Source organism: Paenibacillus sp. GM1FR (genome assembly GCF_002803315.1).
GTDB lineage: Bacteria > Bacillota > Bacilli > Paenibacillales > Paenibacillaceae > Paenibacillus > Paenibacillus amylolyticus.
Genome location: NZ_MKZL01000026.1, coordinates 1 through 21098, shown reverse-complemented (window position 1 = coordinate 21098; position 21098 = coordinate 1). Strand labels below are relative to the sequence as shown.

Annotated in this window: 13 protein-coding genes and 1 CRISPR repeat array; of the genes, 1 reads left to right on the top strand and 12 read right to left on the bottom strand. The window is 48.7% G+C overall.

What is annotated here, in order from left to right; all coding sequences use genetic code 11:
- Positions 1 to 184 precede the first annotated feature (184 nt).
- The 10 genes from PAEAM_RS19035 to PAEAM_RS18990 all read right to left on the bottom strand — a co-directional run bounded on the left by PAEAM_RS19035 (position 185) and on the right by PAEAM_RS18990 (position 16758).
- Complete coding sequence (locus tag PAEAM_RS19035) at positions 185 to 2185, bottom strand: CotH kinase family protein (protein ID WP_100528589.1); 2001 nt, start codon at positions 2183 to 2185, stop codon at positions 185 to 187.
- A 228-nt stretch (positions 2186 to 2413) separates the two neighbouring features.
- On the bottom strand, positions 2414 to 6739 hold the full coding sequence (locus PAEAM_RS19030; RefSeq protein WP_100528588.1) for an alpha/beta hydrolase fold domain-containing protein: 4326 nt from the start codon (positions 6737 to 6739) through the stop codon (positions 2414 to 2416).
- Between the two features lie 95 nt (positions 6740 to 6834).
- Positions 6835 to 8385 (bottom strand): extracellular solute-binding protein, encoded by a 1551-nt coding sequence (locus tag PAEAM_RS19025; RefSeq protein ID WP_100528587.1) that lies wholly within the window; start codon positions 8383 to 8385, stop codon positions 6835 to 6837.
- A 141-nt stretch (positions 8386 to 8526) separates the two neighbouring features.
- Entirely contained in the window at positions 8527 to 10935 is a 2409-nt protein-coding gene (locus tag PAEAM_RS19020; protein WP_100528586.1) for a DUF4962 domain-containing protein, read from the bottom strand.
- 34 nt (positions 10936 to 10969) lie between these two features.
- On the bottom strand, positions 10970 to 11737 hold the full coding sequence (locus PAEAM_RS19015; protein WP_100528585.1) for an SDR family NAD(P)-dependent oxidoreductase: 768 nt from the start codon (positions 11735 to 11737) through the stop codon (positions 10970 to 10972).
- Between the two features lie 31 nt (positions 11738 to 11768).
- Complete coding sequence (locus PAEAM_RS19010; RefSeq protein ID WP_100528584.1) at positions 11769 to 13607, bottom strand: cache domain-containing sensor histidine kinase; 1839 nt, start codon at positions 13605 to 13607, stop codon at positions 11769 to 11771.
- The gene (locus PAEAM_RS19005; protein ID WP_100528583.1) at positions 13604 to 14641 is read right to left on the bottom strand and encodes a response regulator transcription factor; all 1038 of its coding nucleotides are present in this window, start codon (positions 14639 to 14641) and stop codon (positions 13604 to 13606) included. Before PAEAM_RS19005 ends, PAEAM_RS19010 begins: the two co-directional genes overlap by 4 nt.
- Positions 14642 to 14683: 42 nt before the next feature.
- Positions 14684 to 15562 (bottom strand): carbohydrate ABC transporter permease, encoded by an 879-nt coding sequence (locus PAEAM_RS19000; RefSeq protein WP_100528582.1) that lies wholly within the window; start codon positions 15560 to 15562, stop codon positions 14684 to 14686.
- A 12-nt stretch (positions 15563 to 15574) separates the two neighbouring features.
- Positions 15575 to 16492: an ABC transporter permease gene (locus tag PAEAM_RS18995; protein ID WP_197997778.1), complete on the bottom strand. Its 918-nt coding sequence runs from the start codon at positions 16490 to 16492 to the stop codon at positions 15575 to 15577.
- 56 nt (positions 16493 to 16548) lie between these two features.
- Positions 16549 to 16758, bottom strand: a complete 210-nt coding sequence (locus PAEAM_RS18990; RefSeq protein WP_100528580.1) for a tautomerase family protein — start codon at positions 16756 to 16758, stop codon at positions 16549 to 16551.
- Positions 16759 to 17339: 581 nt separating this feature from the next.
- On the opposite strand from PAEAM_RS18990, the gene PAEAM_RS18985 reads away from it, so the two are divergent.
- Positions 17340 to 19076 (top strand): methyl-accepting chemotaxis protein, encoded by a 1737-nt coding sequence (locus tag PAEAM_RS18985; protein WP_036606543.1) that lies wholly within the window; start codon positions 17340 to 17342, stop codon positions 19074 to 19076.
- A gap of 283 nt (positions 19077 to 19359) precedes the next feature.
- On the opposite strand, the gene PAEAM_RS18980 is transcribed toward PAEAM_RS18985, so the two are convergent.
- Positions 19360 to 19758 (bottom strand): PIN domain-containing protein, encoded by a 399-nt coding sequence (locus tag PAEAM_RS18980; RefSeq protein WP_100528579.1) that lies wholly within the window; start codon positions 19756 to 19758, stop codon positions 19360 to 19362.
- Positions 19759 to 19760: 2 nt separating this feature from the next.
- Complete coding sequence (locus PAEAM_RS18975) at positions 19761 to 20021, bottom strand: AbrB/MazE/SpoVT family DNA-binding domain-containing protein (RefSeq protein WP_100528578.1); 261 nt, start codon at positions 20019 to 20021, stop codon at positions 19761 to 19763.
- A gap of 277 nt (positions 20022 to 20298) precedes the next feature.
- Positions 20299 to 21072: direct repeats of the CRISPR family, unit length 33 nt; unit sequence ATTTCAATCCACGCACTCCATACAGAGTGCGAC.
- Between the last annotated feature and the right edge of the window lie 26 nt (positions 21073 to 21098).

Below are 21098 nucleotides of genomic sequence, written 5' to 3'. Positions count from 1 at the left end.
AATGTTCCTTAAATGAAGCGAATCAAGCGCATGCCAAAAGTGAGGCCAGACATGGACGAGGCCGGATTTTGCTGGATGTTCGCTCCGTCTAACCTGAAAAGCAGAACAAAAAGGGATTCGATCTGACCATCGAATCCCTTTCTTATTCTCCATACAACAACGGTGATTTGCAGGAAATATTTTCTTATTTGGATGTAAGGCTTACTTGTGCAGCGGTTTGATCCCAGTCCACGGTAAGTCCCAGTCCTTCTGAGATGAAGCGTACAGGCACAAGTGTGCGACTGTTTTGAATGATCGCTGGTGCATCAATTTCGAGTGTCTCTCCATTTACGGTTGCGGTGCTGCTTCCGATCTTGAGCACAAGGGTCTGGTCATTCAGAACAGCTGTTACCGTCTTCGCCGTTTTATCCCAAGTCACTTCTGCACCCATTGCTTCGAGGATTGCGTTCACAGGTACCATCACTCGGCCACTTTGCTGCAGTGGGTCCTGATCTGGGAATGTGATCAATTTACCATCGAGAGTTACGGTAATGGTTTTGTCGGTTGTTCCGGATGAGGTATTCGAACCTGTCTCTTCCGAAGTCTCAGGCAAAGGCGTTACTTCACGTCCAAGTTGCTCTTGCAGACTCGCAAGACGGTTCAGTGCAAATGTCGTCAGTGACCCGGCTGCCATGGAGCCCATGCCTCCGCCCCCACCGCCAAAGTTACCACCAGGGCGTGTCTGCGTATTATCTGTACCCGTTGTTGCATCTGTTGTACCGTTTCCAGTTGCAGTACCCGGCTGAGTTGGAGGTGTTGTTCCATCTAAAGGTGTCATTCCTTCGAAACCTTCAGGCTGCGTCATACCTTCCATGCCTTCAGGTGGGGTCATGCCTTCAAATCCTGCTGGTGGTGTACCGCCCATACCACCTGCCGCGTCTGCATTTGCAGAATAAGCGATGTTGGATTCAAACTGTTCTGTCGTATAAAACTTCGTTGGATCCGCTTCCACATAAGGACGAATCTCATCGGCAAGGCCAGTGATACGATCCTGAATGCCTTCCATGTAGTCCGTCAGTTCATTGACGTAGCTCAAATATTTTTCCTTATACTCTGGCACAGCAAGCAGGTTGTTAATCATCGGCACATTTTCCATGTTAATGCCTAGTACCGGCTCGTCCACAGATACGTTCGTTGCGTTGGTGTTAGTCGTGGTTGATCCGGTTGTTGTGCCACGTCCGCCTCCACCAGAATACCCGTTGAAGGACATATTGAAGTCCCAAGGAACAACGGTGAACTTGCCAGCGGCATCACTGTAGAGCATGTAGTTGTGTCCTTTGTCGCCGTTATAACTGTCATAGTTGCCAAAAACCATGTTGCCTGCAATATATTGAAGCGCTGAATCCACATCCAGTACACTTTCAATATCACCTTTTTCACCTTCTGGCATCTCGTTCAGCGTTTGGATAAAGGTTTTGAGTTTGGCTTTGTCTTTATCTGTACCCAAATCTTTGGTGATTGTACTGTAGTCACTGCCCTCTTCATATTGAAGATAACTCTTCTCATCCGTATCATAGAGGACGCCTTCTTCGTAATCCTCACCGTAGTTGCGCTCCAGATAGCTATCATCCACTGCTTCAACGCCAGTATAGAAACCAACCAGCTCGCTGTTAACGTACAAATTAACATAGTTCGTCATTGGTACATCCATGCCAATGCTGCGCAGTGCTTCATAGTGAAGAACTTCACGCATATACGACGGATCGGCGTAGTTATTGTTCAACACCATTTTGTCCAGTCCGAGCAGGGTTTGTGTTTTGTCGTATTTATCAAACTTCAGTCTGAAGCTGTAACGGTCCGAATCTTCCATTGAGGCTACAGCTTTCAGGGTCAGATTGCCCTTGGTGGAAAAACCGACATTGTCCAGCTTGTTGCCGTCCACTTCCACACTCACATTCTTATAATCCTTATCCAGCGGACTCTCGAGCATGCTCTTCCAGTCTGCATCATCAATCGTTACATTCACATCAATAACGTTATCCGTCTGAAACAACGATTCATAAGCTTGCGTCACGCCTGCACTTGTGGTTGTCGCTGTACTCTCTGCAGCATATGCCGCATTCGGACTTGCAATCAGACCAAAATATGTCGTTACCATCGTCACGGACAATGCCGTTACTGCAACTTTTCGTAATAAAATATTCAAATGATGAATCCTCCTTCTTGGGTTTCTGTTAAGCAACTGAGGCTTATGTAACCATGGTAGGGGAAGAACCTTTAGTGAATCTTAAATTAAGGATTCATAACAAAAAGTAGCCCATCAGGCTACATAAGTTGAACTATAAATGTTACACCTTATCACTCCGATTGCAGTATGGTGTAATATTGAGCTTCAACTTATATAGACGCCTGCCAGGCTACTTGTTCTGATCCTTTATAGCTCCGTAACGGTCACACCTGCTGCTTTGTAGTAGTCCTCATTCACATTGTTTAGAATGTTGTCCTTCATTAGAATGCCTACTCCGGCAAAGAGTCCGATTCCGTTTGTATTCTCTTCAATAAGGTTATGTTCAATCCATACGTTCTCAGGGTCCCCTTCGCCGACATTGCCTGCTCCGGCATCACCTTTGTCGCGCTCAAGCCTCACACCCCAGTAACCGCTCGCCGTATTGTTACGAATTACATTGCCGCGAATCACCGTGCCCGGTCCGTTCAACACTTTGATCCCTGCTGCCTCTGCAATCATAGTGGTATTCTCGATGAGATTATCCTCAATTAGGGTATCGGGGGTACCCATGGTTACCGAAATACCGATTCGACTGTTGGTAATTGTGTTGTCATGAATGTAGTTCCCTTTGCCAGACTTGCTGTGGTTGCTGGGCGCCGAACCCCCGGTATTGCCAAGCCCAATCCCTGCACCTGTCAATACGTCCGTAATGACATTGCCGGAAATTTCATTCAAATACTCCAGTTCACCATGAAGGTCGATGGCGTCCAACTTTGTTCCGTTAAACGTATTGCCACGTAACACGTTATTATGAGCCACAAACTGAATCAGTGCTCCATGTCTGAGATAAGGCCCTTCAAATGTACTGTCCTCCACCACGTTCCATAATGTATCATTGTCAAATCCGAGCCGATCGGTCTTGGCCGTTCCCTGAATCGAAACTCCGTAACCTGAACCTCCAGGGCCCAGATCTGTTGCATTGCGGAAGGTTGCATGCTTCACAACAACATCGCGGCTGTGCTCAATGCGGATCGCCATTCGTTTGAACTTCTCCACAATTACGCCGTCAATCGTAATGTCATACGATGGTACCTCGCCATAATTGGCGATGTGGATTATGCTATCCGGCCCCCCAGCGGAGGGGTTATTGGATTGATGATCGGTCGTGTAGCTACCGGACCAGGATGAAGTGATGGTCATGTTGGATACGAGTATGCTATGCTGAGCCGATGCTTTCAGAACGGCACTTCCCGTCACCTGATCCAGCGATGTCTGGAGCACGGTTGCTTCACGGCTCTCACCTCTCAGATTCACTCCGGATTTGAGCATCAGGTTGGTGCTGCCATCCGGCCCGGATAACAAATTGTACACCCCATCAGGCAAAAACACTTCATCCCCAACGTTGGCCTCGTCCATCGCAGCCTGTATAGCAGGGCGGTCATCACTCGTGTTGTCAGCAGGATCTGCTCCATAATCCCGTACATCAATTGTACGTCCGGTCACGGCATGTGGAGCATGGACAGCATGTGGTGTGCCATCTGTTTCCGTCAGACCTGGTGCGATAAAGGGCATCGTCCCTTCAGGTGGTTGGGGCACGATGTATGGAATCAGAGCCACAGGTGTCCCTCCCCCTGCAAAAGGGGCATACAGATGGACATCGCTCAGACTTGTGTAAATACTTCCATCGGAATTGCCACGTCCGGTGATTCGCACATAACGTGCAGAAGTTTCCGGGATATCAAACGCCTGCATTTCGGTTGTATCCCCACTGCTTTCGCCATTAAATATCTGGGTCCACTGCTCACCGTCAACAGACGATTCCATCTCAAAAGATGTCTTTCGGATATCCCCTTTGTAAAAACCAATCCCAACATAACCCACTGGCTGTACCTGCCCCAGATCAAATGTGATCCATTGCCCCTCTCCTGCAACAGACCAGCGTGTATAGCTGTTATTGTCGAGGGTATTGGTCGCCAGGTTACCGTCGCTGCCACTTGCCGTGACGGTAACCACAGGCAGGGACGATACCGGAACGCCAAGGGTTGTCATTTCGGTTGATAAAGCAGTGCTGACGTTGCCGGCCTCATCAATCGCCCTCACTTGAAAGGTGTACGATGTTCCAGCTGCAAGTCCGCTATCCCGGAATGACTGCTTACCTTGTTCGCTCAGCAGAACTCCATCCCGATAAATCCGGTAGGCAGATACAGCCGTATCGTCATTGGCAGCAGGCCATCTCAGTTCCGCAAAATCCGTTCCCCAATTGCGAATCTCCAGCTCGGCTCCCTGCTCCCATTCGGGTGACTGCGTGTCACTTCCCTCTTCAATTAAAGCAATGACAGATAACTGTGGTCGCGGATTACTCGTTCCGTTGGCTTCCTTGGTATATACGTTTACAGAGACACCTGTTGCCCCCGCGTCCCCGAGCAGAAATGCCACTTGCCCAACATCTGCACGTTCCTTCACATACTCGGTTACATCCACTTCATAGACTGCTGGACTTCCATTCCGATCTGCCGTGACCTGGAATGTGCCCAGCAACGAAGCTTCGCTCAGACTTTGGACGGGAGCATTCGACCAGGTTAATGATGATTCACTCCAGTCTGTGGCATCCAAACCATAAAGGGACAACTCCGTATCGGTATTTGAAGTGCCTTTCTTGGCGGCAATCCGTAGTCGATAACGATCTCCTTCCGGCTCATTTCCGGTCATATCAAATTTGAGATATACATATTTCTTGGTCGACGAAGTGGAAGAGATGCTTAGTAATCCGGTGCTGGAACCTGTAGCCTGATTGAGATTCAGATCAGGCTTGCTGCTATCAATCGCCGCATCGTCGCTTGGCAGCTTGCTGGCGATGACCTTCTCCATCAACGGTCGTTCTTCTTCCTCTTCTTCATCTCCATACGAAGTGTCTGCAGGATTTCTTTTGAAAATAATTGGCTCAGTAACGATCCGGTTCTTCACATGTTCATCCAAGAAGGCCCATGCCTCCGCATTGGCATTCTCGGAAGCTGTACCTGTAAATCCATGGCCCTGACCGGGTACAATCTTCACATCCACAATCGGCACACCCGCAGATTGAAGCTGCTCTGCAAAAGTAACACTGTCCGTGTATGGAATGGTGGCATCAGCATCCCCGTGGCGAATCCAGAACGGTGGATCATCCGGTGAAGCATAGGTGCCCGGCATCGCAAGTCTGGCCTGTTCCGGTACATCCAATGCGCGATGACCGCCAAGCAGAGCCGTGACCGAGCTATAATTATTGGCAAATGTCGTCGTAAAATCAGCGGGTCCGTACCAGTCAGCAACCGCCTGCACTTTGTCGGAATACTCAGGCCATCCGCCAGAACCTTCGAGATCCGGTACCTCTACCGTGACTCCTGTATCAAGCACGACGGGATCACCAGCGACCAGGTCCCCCGTGGTCCCGAGTAATGCGGCCAGGTGACCGCCCGCAGATGATCCCCAGACGCCGATACGACTGGGGTCCAGATTGTACTGGGTGGCATGGGCCCGCAAATATCGGATAGCAAGTTTGACATCCTGAATCTGAGCAGGGAAAGGCGCCTCAGGCGTGAGCCGGTAGTCCAGAGATACACCGATGTAACCACGTTTGAGTACATAATTGCATATGGAGTTCAATGCCTGCTTCCGATCCCCGTGATTCCACCCACCTCCGTGAATATAGATCATGACTGGCATCGGTTCAGCTGCCGCTGTCTCGGGAACGGCAATGGATGAATACATCGCCCGCCCACCAGCCATGCCAATCTCCACATCCTCGTATAAAGTCACTCCTTGCGGTGGTGTAAATTCAGTATTCTCCTCTCCAGGTGGCACTGGGGATGGGGCAGGCGTTATACCGGGAATAGCTTGACCGTAAATGGCAACATTGTCGATATACATGTTGGCCTGCATGACATCTCCTGTCCGAAATCGAATATTCACTGTACTGTTATTGTTCGCCTCCGCACCCAGCGTCCAGCTTTTTAAGGTATTGCCTTCCTTATTCTTCATGTCTGGAGTTCCTGGGGGAAGTTGGAACGTCTCCAACGTCGTCCAAGAAATTCCTCCATCCTTCGACCATTCAATAATCACGTTTCCGCTTATATAGGAGGAAGCTCTTGTGTAGTAGCTTAGCCGGATGTTTCCGTATCCGGTCAGATCAAGTGGCAGCGCGAGTGCATCGGTTCCATCTATCTTGACCATGTTGGGTTGGGATGGTGCGGTTGTTGAAGAAGACGTTTTGGCCTTGCTCCCGCCCGCACCGTCCTGACGCCATGGTGCCTTCAATGCAATTCCGCCCGTAGAGCCAAAATTGTCGGGATCATCAAAGTTTTCCGCGTAAATCTCCAGTTCGGGCCCCTCGGGTTCCGGGATATTTTCTTCCTGTGCAGCATGGATAACAGAATGAGGAATATCGCCTTCCATCGCCCGGACTTCATGCACAGAAATGGCGATACCGGTAATGAGTATGAAAGATATGGCAACAAGTACAGCCCGCTTCGTCCACGTTTTGAACAAGTCCTTCACTTGTATCCCTCCGTATTCACCTGACTTGCCACTCCAATGACAGAAAAACCTTCCGATCGCTGTGATCGTGTAAATGTATTGTTCAACTTATATAGTTAGCGACGCGGGGCTGACACTCCCTCACCCTTCTTAAATTTCTCCGTAGCTTCCTCGATGGCCTGATCGCCACCTTTGGATTTCCATTCCTCAACCACTTTCGGCCAATCGGAGATGGGTTCCTTACCATAAACCATCTTGATCATGTGTGTGAGCAATACTTGAGGAGGTGTATCCGAATTGGGAGCAATCTCGGGATTCTGCACAAAGGCCTCCAATCGTGGATCAAAGTTGATGCCATCCCGGCCTTCTTTGGCTAAAATCGTATCGTAAATATTCATCAGTTTCCTGCCTTCTTCTGTCAGCGATAACGAGCCTTTATTGTACGTTGTGTCCTGTACAAACCATAAGAAAGACTGACGGTAACGCTCTTCATCCACGCCAGCGGAATCCGTTGGAGCGGTGTACGAAATCACGCCATTATCCTCTGTGTAGGTTTCTCCTTTCGTGCCGTACGTGAAAAACTTCTCCGCTTCATCGGACACCATCCAGTTAAAAAAACGAATAATGGAAGCCGGATCAGCCGCATCCTTATTGATAAAGTAGGCACGTGTCACCGGACCGTACAGATAATAACCACCTTTACCGTCCGGGCCAACAGGCGAAGGGATAATTTCGATTTTGGCATCGGGAACCGACGCTTTGATCTGTTTCTCCCATTGGATCAGTTCGTTGGCATTCATGGACCACATACCCGCCTTGCCGGAGAGAATCGTATTTTTGAATACCGTCGAATTGATGGTCGCAAACTCTTTGTTAATTAGCCCTTCCTCGTACATCGTTTTATAAACCGTCAGGGCTTGCTGCATATTCTCGTTATCCATGAACTTGGGTACAATCTGGTCGCCCTGCTGCTCCATCATGGACAGGAACTGCTGCACATCATAGGCACCAAAGAAGGTGTCCGCATATTTGAAATCTTCACGCCCCATATATGGATTCTCCACGCCAAGCTTTTTAAAGGCGCGCAGCACTTCCAGTGTTTCATCCACCGTGGTAGGCACTGGCAATCCCGTTTGGTCCAGCAGATCCTTACGAATCCAGGTTGCCCGGCGGGATGGATTGGATAAATATTCGGGGATGGCATAGATCTGGCCGTCATGGGTGACCTGGTCCCAGGCTTCCTTCGGCACCGCTTTGAGCAAATCTTGCCCATACTGCTGCAACAGCTCATCCAGCGGCTGGAATACTCCGGCTTCGACCGAACCGGCCATCTCCTTGCCGTTGACGCCGCCATCACCCTGCACCACATCAGGAATATCGTTGGTGGCAAACATCTGGACCATTTTCTGCTCATATTCCTTATGAGGCACGAGCACGATTTTCAGATCGCTATTGGTCAGTTCCTCCAGCTTTTTCACCCATTTATCCTGGTTGATGTCCGGTGACTTCTCCACATACGTATACGCCAGCGTTCGCAGTGACATGGAGAACCTTGTCTTGCCGTCTCCCCCATTCTCACCGGATTCCGCCCCGCTTCCCTTGCTGCATCCCGCAATGAAGGTTGCCGCCAGCAATAGCGCCATGCCTGTGACCATCCACTTTTTCATGCTACCCCTCTTTTCATCCTGATTTAGGTTTAGGTATCGCTTATATGTGAAGCGCTTTCATTAAGATGATAAAACATCCCCACCGCCTGCAACAATGGGGATGTTTTAGATGAGATTGCGTTTTCTTTAGGTCCACACTTATTAGTACGTCTTGGATACCTCGATCTTCTTTGTTACACCGTTGTCGGTAAAATAGAGATGGATGCCGTGATCCTGATCATCGATGAAATAGGGGACATACTTCGGCTCCTCGATCTTATATGGTACAAGCAGCGTAACTATTGTATGACTTGTGGCAGGCCGCGTTTCCGCGCTCAGATGATAATGTCTTTCCAGCCCTTCGTACTCCGAGGGGTCCACCTCTGCAAATTGATCCGTCTGGCTAAGCGCTAGCTCACCGGAGGAAGCATATACAAATGTCCCCTCAAGCCCCGCCTTAATACCGTTCAGACGGAAGCTCTGCCCTTTCAGCTGTAGCGGGTGCAGTGCATGGAACAGCCATTGAACGCTGTCCGGTTTCTCCAGGTCAATATGGTCCACAATGACGAAATAGGATGATTGCAGATAATGAATCTCCCGTACAACACGCTTCACATGGGGGACGGTGCTGGCATAGGCATCGGTCGCTACCGCGCGCACATAACCATCGCCGTCCCGCCAATAGGCCTCTTCGATCTGCCCGGTTGCGGCCATATTCAGCACCTTGTTGTTCTCAGCATACTGGCCTGTTCCACCAATCAGCAGATTGTTTTTGGAGCGTGTCTGCCTGCGCCATTCCCGGTGGAAGGAGCTGCCGTGGGCGATATAATAGCCCGTATCCGCCGCGAGCGGCTCACCGAATGCATGCAAAGTGAAGCTATTCTGATCCGCATGACTGTGGCTGATCGAGCCGTAACGGCTTGACTTGAGCAGAAGCATCATATGCTCATCCGGATCGTCCATCCGGTGATGCATGGCTACCCATCCCACATCACGGAACCACTTCAGCGGCTCGATGTCCACAGGCGACTCTTCCTCCACCTGCGGATAATCGTGGCGGTATACTAATTCGTCAAAGTTAAAGTCCCACCAACCGTAGTTATAAAAAGCACCCTCTGTCCCCGGATCGGATTGACGTACACGCTCAAAGTACCACTGGTACCAACGGTTGCCTGTAACCCCCGCCAGTTGGCGGACAAGATAACCTGTTTTCAAGTTTACCGGGTCACCCAGCGTAGACTGGTCCCCAAAGCTGGCGCGCCGAGCATCGGGCGGGTACACGTAGAAAGGAAAATCTCCGGTACGCTGGAAGAATGGCCGACGGAAAAAGTCGATGCCCGCATAGTTTCGCAGCAAATTCATCGCTTCGGTCACATAGGCCATGCCTGTTGTCCAATACATCGGACCTTCTGCCCAACCTCCATCACTGCCTCCCCAAGGGGAGTACAGACAGGCATAATAATCGATCGCATAATCCAGCCACTGCGCAGCCTGCTGCTCCTCATGCAACAAGGACATACAGCAAGGTACAAGCACGGAGGATAATGAACGCACCGCATGGCTGTCATAGGGCACATGATGAATCTTCGAGCGAACCATCACATGCTGGGCTACCTGTTCTGTCCGCCGCAGCAAACTGCGCCTTACCACTTCCTGCTCTTCACTGTTCAACTCATCATGCAGCCAGTCATAACCCCAAGCAAGCCCAGCGGCAACCCGAAAAGCCGCCTCGTCATTATAATCGCGGGAGGTCGTTCCCTCCGTATCCCAAGCTGCCACATGCAACAGCCAAGTTTTCGCCGCATCAAGCAGCCGTTCATCTCGAAGCACTCGCCCAGCGATACTCAGATGACGAATCGCATATAACACTTCCTGACAGTCAATGTACATTTGCCTCCAGAGCGGGGCGACACGTTTGTTCTCCGGGTAAGGCTGCGGTTCACGAATGGGCTCACGTTTTGCCCACGGCTCCACGGAATTTGCCATAAATGCATCCCAGCCACAATATGTAGCATCTGACGCAATGGCATCCGAAAGTGCATTCAACCCACGCTCACCAAGCCACAGCCGGGGGTGAGACATGTCTGTGGAATCGTATCGCTGCTCCCGGGAAGGTAGCGGTGTCTCGGGTAATCCCACTGGTACAGTGAACCGCCGCACCTCACTCCAAGCCGACATTTCCCCTTGCTTCCCTTGCGAGGCATGCCCTTCGGCTTCACTTCCTTGTTTCCCTTGTGAGACATGCGCTTCGTATTCACTCCCTTGCTGCACTGGGTGATCTACAAGCAGCGCATATCGCCAATAATAATCTCCAGGTTCAAACACCTGGTCTGGCGTGAAAAAGTTATACGGGAGCGGCGCAAAGGTCATCGTCTCTTCTTCCTGAAAAGAAGGGCTCGCCGACACTTGCAGCAGATAGGCATTCTCATCCTCCTGCTGTGCCGCCATCCAGGTAAACCTTGGCGGATTCTCTGCCAGAACGGTATGCTCATCAGGCGCATAGTCCACATGGAACGGCCCGCTGATGGGTTGGTACAACGATCTTTCTGCAAGCTTTCGCTTCACTTCCATCGTTTTGTCCCCTCCTTATCGCAATGTTGTATTATCAACGCATATACATGCCGCCATTGATTTCAAGCGTCTCTCCAGTTATAAAAGAACCCAGGTCGGAACACAGGTACAACGCCGCTCCTGCGACATCATCGGGAGTCCCTTCCCGTCCAAGCGGGATGCTGCTTACCGCAGAAGACCGACCTTCTGCCGAGGTGAACGTAGTATGGAAAGCCGTCTGTCCGATGAAGCCTGGGGAGAGCGCATTCACCGTAATCCCGCCAGGGGCAAGCTCTTTGGCGAGCCCTTTGGTTAACGCCATGACAGCCGCCTTGGATGCTGCGTAAATCGCTGCACCCGGCCCGCCTCCATTATGAGCCGCTACGGAGGTCAGATTGATAATTCGTCCGCCACCAGCCGCCCTCATGCCAGGAATGACTGCTTTGGAGACAAAGACCGCGCTCTTCAGATTGACATCCATAATCCGGCTGTACAGCTCCTCACTCATCGTTTCAATGGGGCTCCGCTCCACCAGATGTCCCGCGTTGTTAACCAACAGGTCAATTGGACCGCCGAAACGGAGTGTAATCTCTTCAACCATCGCTCTGATGGCATCCGTATCCGTCACATCTGCCTGAAATGCCGCCGCTTCACCACCAGCATCCCGGATGGCAGTCACGACTTCCTCCGCCCGCTCCATATTATGCAGACCATTCACAGCGACCTTCGCCCCGCAACGAGCCAACGCTCCTGCGATAGCAGCACCAATCCCTCCACTGGAACCTGTTACCAATGCGATTTTGTTCTGTAAATTGATATTCATGTTTTATCTTCCTCCTTGTTATTGGTTTCAATTAAATTCGCTTGCTGTGCTGGTCCGCCGGAAGCGCCATCGTAATGGTCGTTCCCATACCTTCCTCACTCTCCATCATCAAGCCGTACGTCTCTCCAAATACGAGCTGAATCCTGCGATGCACATTCATAAGTCCGATGCCACCACGATGATAAACATCATCGGTGTCTTCACCTGCCAGACGGTTCAGTTCCAGACGGCGACGCAGCTTCTCCAGACGTGCCTTGCTCATGCCCATACCATTATCCTGAACGATGACAAGAAATCGATCATCCAGACGCCGAGCATCGATGCGGATAAAATGACCCGGTTCCATGCCCCGTGGAAACGCATGTTGCAGCACATTTTCCACCAGGGGCTGGAGGGTGAGACGAACCATTTTTTCCAACAACAGATCCGGTGCAATGATGACCTCAACTTCAAGCTCCCGATCCATGCGATGTTTCATGATGGAAAGGTAGGCCAGCACATGCTTCAACTCATTGGCAACCGTAATTTCCTCCAGATTGGTCTGAATGGAATAACGGAGCATATGAGCCATCGATTCAACCATCTGCGTAATTTCTTCGGAATCCTGTACAACGGCATAACATTTGATAGTCTCCAATGTGTTGTAGAGAAAATGTGGATTGATCTGCAACTGGAGCGCCTGAAATTCCGCACGGTGTCGTTCCAACGCTTCCTGCTGTAGCTCAATTTCCGACTTCTGGCGGCGCAACTCCGACTCATATACACTCTCAATCATGTCCGACAAACGGCTGACCATCAGATTATAGCTGCGAATCAACACTCCGATCTCATCGCGCCTTTCCTTCATCTCCACCTTGTTCCAGATTCCCTTCTCCGTCTGTCTCATTCCGTTCATCAGCACACGAATGGGTTCTACTTGAGATGCTCCGATCCGGTAGGCCACCACAAGCGCAGCGAGCAAGGTCCCTGCACCAACCCATAATGTAGCTGAGCGGATCGTTGCAATCGGCCTTTGAAGCTCCGAGAGCGGCACGGAAGCAACAAAGCGCCAGCCCGAATAGGCAGATAGCTCCGATATAAACAGCCGTTTGGTGCCATCCGTGTTCTGTTCCAGTGACCCTGCCTCCATGTGCATAAGTCTGTCCACGGTGCTGGACGACATCACGGTCTGCGCCTCCTCGTCCCCAGGAGTGTAGATGACATTTCCGTTCTGATCCATCACATACTGATAGCCCCCTTGACCGAGATCGAGTTCTCCCCAGATGTTGTCAAGTTCCAGCACATTCACTTCCATCGCCAGCACTCCGTTTGGTGTATAGGAGGACACCCCCCTGATCCGGCGCGCAATCGTAATGACATTTGCATTCTGTCCACTGCGAATACTGCGGGTGAGCAAAGTCGATTCGCCATTCGCAGGTGTTGCAGCGAGCAACTCCTTATACTGCTGTGCAGCATCGATATCGGGTATGCCCGCTGAATTCTGGTTGTCATCGATGACAACCCGCCCGTTCTCCCCGATAACATACAGGAACTTGATCTGTGGATATAACATAAAAACAGGCGGGAACACGTTCCTTTTAATCTGACGGCTATACTCGTAATAGGCATAACTATCCTCCGAATTCATATCGAGAAAGTGCTTCACACTTCCGTTCGAGAGAATGGAGTAGGTAGCACGATCATAATTTTGCAAATACAGATCGGTCTGGTACGCCGTATTACGCATCGTTTGGGCAATGTTGTCCGCCAGCTGATCGTTCATCTCAGTCGAGGCATAGGTATAGGTAAACAAGCCAATGGCAGACAGGGACAACGTAATGACGATGGCAAAATGAAAGAACAGGCGGATCGACAGGCTGCGCTTCATCATTCAATGCCCAACTTACTGCGATATTCGGACGGGGTCAGTCCGGTAATTTTCTTGAATGTCTTGGTAAAATGGGGATGATCCGCATACCCCACTTCGTAGGATATATCCGTAATCCGGTTGCCCGGCTGTTCCAGCATGCGTTTGGCCAGTTCCATTTTGCTGCGTATCCGGTATTGGATAAAGGTCTGACCTGTCGTCTGTTTAAACAGTTGGCTGAAGTAGGAAGAGTTCAGTCCAAGCTTGGAAGCAATCTCGTCCAGTGACACTTCCCGGCGCAAATGCTGCTCCAGATAAGCCTTTGCTTCTTCCACTGGATGCTTGCGCTTGCCACTACGCTTTTCCTTGATCGTCTTCATTAACGTGTGGATCTCGTTGCCCAGAGCCTCGAAGCACTCTCTTGAGGAAACGCTTACAATTATCTTACTGGACGTACTCATCGTTCCGTTGCCACGGGCGTTCATGCGGGCCACAATCAATTCCAGCAATTCCTGAAAAAGCTCCGCAGTCTGCTCAGGCATCAGGGCATATGCCGGATAACGATTCGACCATGCTGCGAGTAGCTCGGTCACATCGGATTGCCTTAACTCCCATATAGCCTCTTCCAGACGCATGGCCCAATCATTCAGCTCCCTCACGGGTACAAGGGATACCGTAGGTTTATCCTCTTCGGATGCCAGCAATTTGAGCAGAAGTTCATGAAGCTCCTGTCGTCCCACTGGCTTGAGCAGATATCGTTTTACCCCATAATCCATACAGGCTCTTGCATATTCAAAGTCTGAATAACCGGAGACAACAATAATGCGCATCGTACTGCCTTGCTCGGATAAACGTCGGCACAACTCAATGCCATCCATCGTTGGCATGCGAATATCCGTGAACAGGATGTGTGGTTGAAAGTCCTTCACCACCTGAAGGGCCTCTTCCCCATGCGCCGCCTGCCGGATCTCACAATCAAACAGTCCTGCTTGCTCAATCATCTTCGCCAGACCCATCCGAATCATCGGTTCATCGTCCGTAATCAAGATTCTGAACATCGCCATTCCCCCGTTTCCGTCAGATCTGTATGCTGCTTGTAGTTAAGATTTGACGGAGCCGACCATGATTCCTTTTACAAAATGCTTTTGCAGGAAAGGGTATATGATAATGATTGGCAAGGTGGCGATGATGATGGTTGCCATTTTGATGCCTTCCGGCGATGTATGTGCAAGGGTGCTATAGACGGCAGAACCCGGATCGACGGAAATATCGTCACTCTCAAACAACTTCTTGAGTGTGACCTGGATCGGCCACCAGGCGGGATCATTCAGATAATAAAGCGCGGTGGAATACGCATTCCAGTGGCCCACCGCATAGAAAATGCCGAGTGATGCCATGGCTGGTTTAGACAATGGAATAACGATACGCCAGATGATGCCAAACTCTCCACAGCCATCGATGCGGGCGGCATCGATCAGTTCACCCGGCAGCTGTGAGAAGAACGAACGCATGACGAAAAAGTTAAAGGCGTTAATCGCTCCTGGCACAATCAGCACCAGTGGATTGTTGACCAGATGCAGCTCCTTCATCAGGATAAAATTCGGAATGAGCGGCGCCGAGAATACGACGGTCACCAGGACAAACATGACAATAAGAGATCGCCCCTTGTACTCTGGACGGGACACGGGATACGCGAGTGATGCCGTTGCGGCGAGATTGACCAGCGTACCCACTAACGTTACCCCAACCGATACCGCAAAAGCCCGCCAGAAGGCAGCATCGCCGAATACATATTCGTAATTGATCCAGGTAAAAGCTACAGGCCAGAAGCTGACCTTTCCGCCCATGATCGCTTCCGAGCTGCTAAGTGATTGGGCCAGTACATTAATGAAAGGCAGAATCATCGTTAACGAGAGTAGCGTAAGAAAAACGAGATTTCCAATGCGAAATATACGGTAACGGACACTGGGGGTACGCATCCATCTCGCCTCCTAATACAGGCTTTCGCCGGTTGTTTTTTTGCTAAAGAAGTTACCGAGTAGAATAAGCATCAAGCCCACGACCGACTTGAACAACCCGATGGCTGTTGTATAGCTGTATTGCTGTGAGAGAAGCCCGGCTTTGTAGATGTACGTATCGAGAATCTCGCCAGATTCCAGATTGAGCGGATTCAGGAATACAAACACACGCTCAAAGCCCAGATCAAGGAACTTCCCGATGTGCAGCAGCAACAAAATCATAATCGTTGGCAGCAAGGATGGCAGGGTAATCGACCATATTTGCTTCAAACGTCCAGCTCCGTCCACCTCTGCCGCCTCATACAGATCGGGATTGATGCCCGCAATGGCAGCCAGGAAAATAATCGTGCCGTACCCGGAGTCGCGCCAGATCCCGGAACCGATCAGAATGGAACGAATGTACGAGTCTTCTCCAAGGAAGTAGATCGGTTGCATGCCCAGAAATCCAAGTGCCTTGTTGACCACCCCGGCATCCATCGAGAAAATACCCATGAAGATACCGCTAATGACGACCCAGGACAGAAAGTGAGGCATGTATACAATCGTTTGCAGCAAACGCTTAAACACAATCATCCGCACTTCATTCAGCAGAATCGCCAGTAAGATCGGTACCGGGAATGCAATCACGAGATCATATAGTCCAAGCAGAAGTGTGTTATTAAGGATTCTTAAAAAATCATAATGGCTGAACATCTTCTGGAAATGCTCCAGACCTACCCAATCACTTCCGGTGATGCCTTTGAAAATGTTGTAGTTCTGAAAGGCAATCACTGAACCGAATAAAGGTACATATTTGAAGAGGAAAAAATACAGGATACCCGGTAAGGAGAGCAGATATAGTATCCGGTATCGCCACAGATAACGTCCCGCATCTCCGAGCCGAACGCCCAGACTAGACGAGTGAAGTCCGGTTGCACCCCGGCTTGGTGGCACGACATCTGCCGGCTTCACGTCTTCTCCCCTCCCTGCTTGTGTGATTGCGTGCTTCTCAAGTTATCAGGAACGTTCTCGTCCCATGGGATCTCATTAAATTCGATGGAAATGTAATCCGGCTCACGGTCGATAATACGCGAGAGCTCGCGTGTGAACACCTCCACTATCTCCTGCTTTTGCTCATCCGTCCTGCCTTCATACAGCCTGATCGTAATTTCTGGCATCCGATTTAAGCTCCCTTCATTACGTGATGTAAACGCTTTAACAACTTCATCTTAGCGTTCCTGCGAAAGGGTAACAATGGACTGTCTTTTCGTTCACTTGTGTTTTCTTTAGGTCATGACAAGTAAGCCCAAAAAGCCCCCTTACGAATGGGGGCCTCTTGGAACATAATATTTTTGGGATATATAGTAATTAATTTCATCTATCTCACTAGAACCTTGCATTAACAAACGTAATAATAAAGATCGAAAATGAAAACACGCCCACAGAACCAGTACCTTAGAACCATTTTTGCTCTAAAAGCTAATATTAATATGACTTTATAACGATATAATCTACGAGTAACTTACCTGGGGGTCCTATAAGTGAAGTAGAACTTGAAACAATGCAAAAAGCACACTGAAGCATGAGAAAATGTCACGTAACCACAGCAAAAATCAGAATTATAGAAGTTGCACGATAACAATTTTCCACTAAATATTCATTAGATTACATAGCGTATAGCATCCCATCCAGGTATAGTGCATTTTCACAATCGTAGAAGGAGTGAACCATCTTGTTTAATAAGCTTCGCTGGAGTACCATGCCTTTCTTCATCAAAAATTTGGTGATTTCATTCGGCAGCATCATGTTGATCGGTGTAATTCTGATTACTGCCGCGTATCAATTGCAAAAAAATATCTTGGTTGAACAGTTGCACGACCAGGCTACCGTCATCACCCAGAAATGGTACGATGATCTCGACACTGCCAAAGTGGCAGAAGCGGCTAAGGAAAAAAGCTACTCCGGTCCTGTACAGCTGGAAATGAAAACTTATCTCGATTCCATCCATGAATTCTATCCAAACATCGCGCAAGCGTACATTTTTGGTTCAGAACTTGAGCAAGGAAACGGAACGTCCATCATCGCGATTCCAACGAATCTGTTGGAACCATTCGAGGAAGGTAATCTACCCGCAGGTGCCATGTACCCGCTGCCTCAGAATAACGTCGTAGTGCTGGAACAGATGAAAAAGGACGGAAAACCTGCCTTCAGTGATTTCTACACGGATGAGTACGGAACCTGGACCACTCTGATCTATCCGATTAATAACGCAGACGGCTCCATGTATGCTGCTCTTTACTTCGATGTAGATGCAAGTGCCGTTCCAAAAGGCCTGAACAAACTGCTTACGTACGGTTTGATGTTCCTGATCGGTTTCCTGATCCTGTTCATGGTATTGCAATTCATTTTGCTGAAAAGAACGTTGCTTCCGATCCGCAATCTGATGAAAGGTATCGAAGAAGTCAGCACGGGTAATCTGGACGTAACCATCGATACCGGGCGAGATGATCTGGGTATCATCAACGAGAAGTTTAATGCGATGATCCATCGCTTCAATACAACCATCTATAAAGTACAGAATGCTTCACATCACCTCTCGGAATCTTCCAAACAACTACTGGGCATTTCCGAGAAAAATAATGTGAACATTCAATCCATCAGCACCAATATTCGAGAAATATCTACTGGACTGGTGTCACAAGACAAAGCCACTGTGGAGAACGCACGCGCCATGACAGAGATGTCAACGGTAGTGCAGACGATCGCCAGTAGCTCAGCCGATGTGGCAGATGAAGCACTCAGCATGGAGCAGCGCTCCAGCACAGGTAATGTGGTGATGCAACAAGTCATTGAGCAGATGCGCCTGATCTCCGGTGCGGTGCAAAATACGTCAAATTCGATTCAGTCTTTGGAAAATAACTCGAACCAGATTAGCAACATTGTTAACGTGATTACGGAGATTGCTGGACAAACCAACTTGCTTGCACTTAACGCTTCAATCGAGGCAGCCCGCGCAGGTGAAGAAGGAAGAGGTTTTGCGGTGGTTGCAGGTGAGGTACGTAATCTGGCAGAGCAATCGCAGGAATCAGCGAAGCAAATTCGACAGTTAATTGAAGAAATTCAACGGGATATCATGCAGTCTTCCGAAGCGATGCAGTTGGGTTCCAAGGAAGTTACCAAAGGCTTGGAAGTTACCCAAGAGACTGGTGTATTCTTCGAGAATATTCTGACTGCTACAAATAAAGTTGCAAACCAGATTCAGGATATCTCCAGTTCTACTGAAGAAATCTCGGCAAGCACACAGGAAATGTCTGCCACCGCCGATGAACTGTCTGCCAATGTCAGCAAGGCAGCAAGCAGCAGTAAACAAATTGAGCAGTCAATTGATGAGCAGGAAGCCTCCATGGCAGCCATTGTGAGTGCCTCCGATGAACTCTCGGTTGTATCCGAGCAACTACAAGAACTGATCTCATTCTTTAAAGTACGTGCAGAATAGAATTAATAGGATATAGAGAACAAGAATACGACACAGTAAAAACCAAGGCTCATGAGTGACTACACTCAAAGCCTTGGTTTTTTTGTTGTTACCAACTTAGGTGGGTAGGTTCTATACCTTCCCGGTATCATTTAACAGACAGTGGTGTCATCAACTGATTGTTGAACCTCCAATGGCAAAAGCTAGTACAACTATCTGTGTTTTTATTACAGGAATTAGGAGCTCAGTTAGATACAAAATCCATTCTCGTCCTCTTACCAGAATTTCAATCACCTAACAACATTTAAAGTTGATTTGGCTTGTAATACTCGCATCCCAGCTTCGTAAAATCACTGTCCCATGTTACTACTGGCATGTTAATTGTTTTTGATTTTGCGCTAAGATAACAGTCCACAATGTCAACGTTACCTTTTTCAACAAACAGCCTTAACGCATCTTTCATGTAATCTTCTTCAAAGATGATGTTATCAATTTGCGATAGACTAAGCAGGGCATTTCCTACATCAACATTAGAATGCTTGTAATGTGATTTCAGTACCCAACATGTTTCAATAATTACTGGTGATGAAACAATTATCTGAAAATCCCCGCTATCTAGCATTTCAGAAACTTTTTCAAACTGCTCCTTATCGTCTTGAGTGAACAACCGTACTAGTATGTTTGTATCAGCCAAAAAATCCATTGCTATTCCCCTTTTTTGTAACTGTTCCCCACCCAGTCAATCGCTGACTTCCTAGCTTCCTGAAGATCATGTTCTTGACCTGTCTTTAAGATTCCTACAAGATCAGTTAACTTCTTCTGTTTCCTAACTTCTAATTTTGCTTCGCCATTTTGGATAATTACAATAATTTTGTCGCCTGTAGCTATACCTAGTTGTTTCCTTACCTCAACTGGAATTGTAACCTGTCCTTTCGAAGTTACCTTACCTGATTCATACATACTCATACACTACTACCTCCTACTCTATTACCTATATTATAATGTACTACTTTAATGTTCAAGTATTACTTTTTACGTTGGGTAATATACATTCCAAGTATAGTCAATTGGAATTGAATTTCTAATGCTGAGTAATTTCAGCGTCAATATGTAAGCCCAAAGCTGTTTTACATGTTCATGTGAATTATAAACTTCAACTTCCCAGTCATAAGTAGGTATTTGCCGTTCCAATGTACTTCTTTAATGTGAGTTATTTCCCATTAACATGGTCATTAAGGACAATATTTCAATCCACGCACTCTATACAGAGTGCGACGTCAGACTATGAAAAGATACTAACCGAAATGAAAATTTCAATCCACGCACTCCATACAGAGTGCGACACGTTACGTGGCAATTCAAACTCAATTTCTATTCCATTTCAATCCACGCACTCCATACAGAGTGCGACTATACACGACAGAATCAATGTGACCGTTATATACGATTTCAATCCACGCACTCCATACAGAGTGCGACGCCAAACCGCCTTTCGCCAGTTTCGGTATCTTCGATTTCAATCCACGCACTCCATACAGAGTGCGAAGTATCCTGCTGTGGACTTCGCTGGAACGTATGCAGAATTTCAATCCACGCACTCTATACAGAGTGCGACAAGGACGCCATGGAGTTGATCCAGGGTGTTTGGCTATTTCAATCCACGCACTCCATACAGAGTGCGACTACACGGTGGTTTGGCGTACTGGTGGACTGGTATTTCAATCCACGCACTCCATACAGAGTGCGACATCCGGGCGGTGATGTAAATGAATCCGGCCAAGCTATTTCAATCCACGCACTCCATACAGAGTGCGACTCAAGCGTTAAGCTAAATCCTCTTCCTTCGGAAAATCTCAATCCACGCACTCCATACAGAGTGCGACATCCCCACGTAGCAGACCACCCATATTGAGTTTATTTCAATCCACGCACTCCATACAGAGTGCGACATCACAACAATTAAAGAACCGCATCCGGTTAACGTATTTCAATCCACGCACTCCATACAGAGTGCGACACATGATGATTGATGGCGGTCCTATG

Excerpts from the sequence above, each read along its gene's own strand:
- PAEAM_RS18985 (WP_036606543.1), top strand. The coding sequence starts at position 17,340 with ATGCCTTTCTTCATCAAAAATTTGGTGATTTCATTCGGCAGCATCATG.
- PAEAM_RS19005 (WP_100528583.1), bottom strand. The coding sequence starts at position 14,641 with ATGTTCAGAATCTTGATTACGGACGATGAACCGATGATTCGGATGGGT.
- PAEAM_RS18980 (WP_100528579.1), bottom strand. The coding sequence starts at position 19,758 with ATGGATTTTTTGGCTGATACAAACATACTAGTACGGTTGTTCACTCAA.
- PAEAM_RS19015 (WP_100528585.1), bottom strand. The coding sequence starts at position 11,737 with ATGAATATCAATTTACAGAACAAAATCGCATTGGTAACAGGTTCCAGT.
- PAEAM_RS18975 (WP_100528578.1), bottom strand. The coding sequence starts at position 20,021 with ATGAGTATGTATGAATCAGGTAAGGTAACTTCGAAAGGACAGGTTACA.
- PAEAM_RS19020 (WP_100528586.1), bottom strand. The coding sequence starts at position 10,935 with ATGGAAGTGAAGCGAAAGCTTGCAGAAAGATCGTTGTACCAACCCATC.
- PAEAM_RS19025 (WP_100528587.1), bottom strand. The coding sequence starts at position 8,385 with ATGAAAAAGTGGATGGTCACAGGCATGGCGCTATTGCTGGCGGCAACC.
- PAEAM_RS19010 (WP_100528584.1), bottom strand. The coding sequence starts at position 13,607 with ATGATGAAGCGCAGCCTGTCGATCCGCCTGTTCTTTCATTTTGCCATC.
- PAEAM_RS19000 (WP_100528582.1), bottom strand. The coding sequence starts at position 15,562 with ATGCGTACCCCCAGTGTCCGTTACCGTATATTTCGCATTGGAAATCTC.
- PAEAM_RS18990 (WP_100528580.1), bottom strand. The coding sequence starts at position 16,758 with ATGCCAGAAATTACGATCAGGCTGTATGAAGGCAGGACGGATGAGCAA.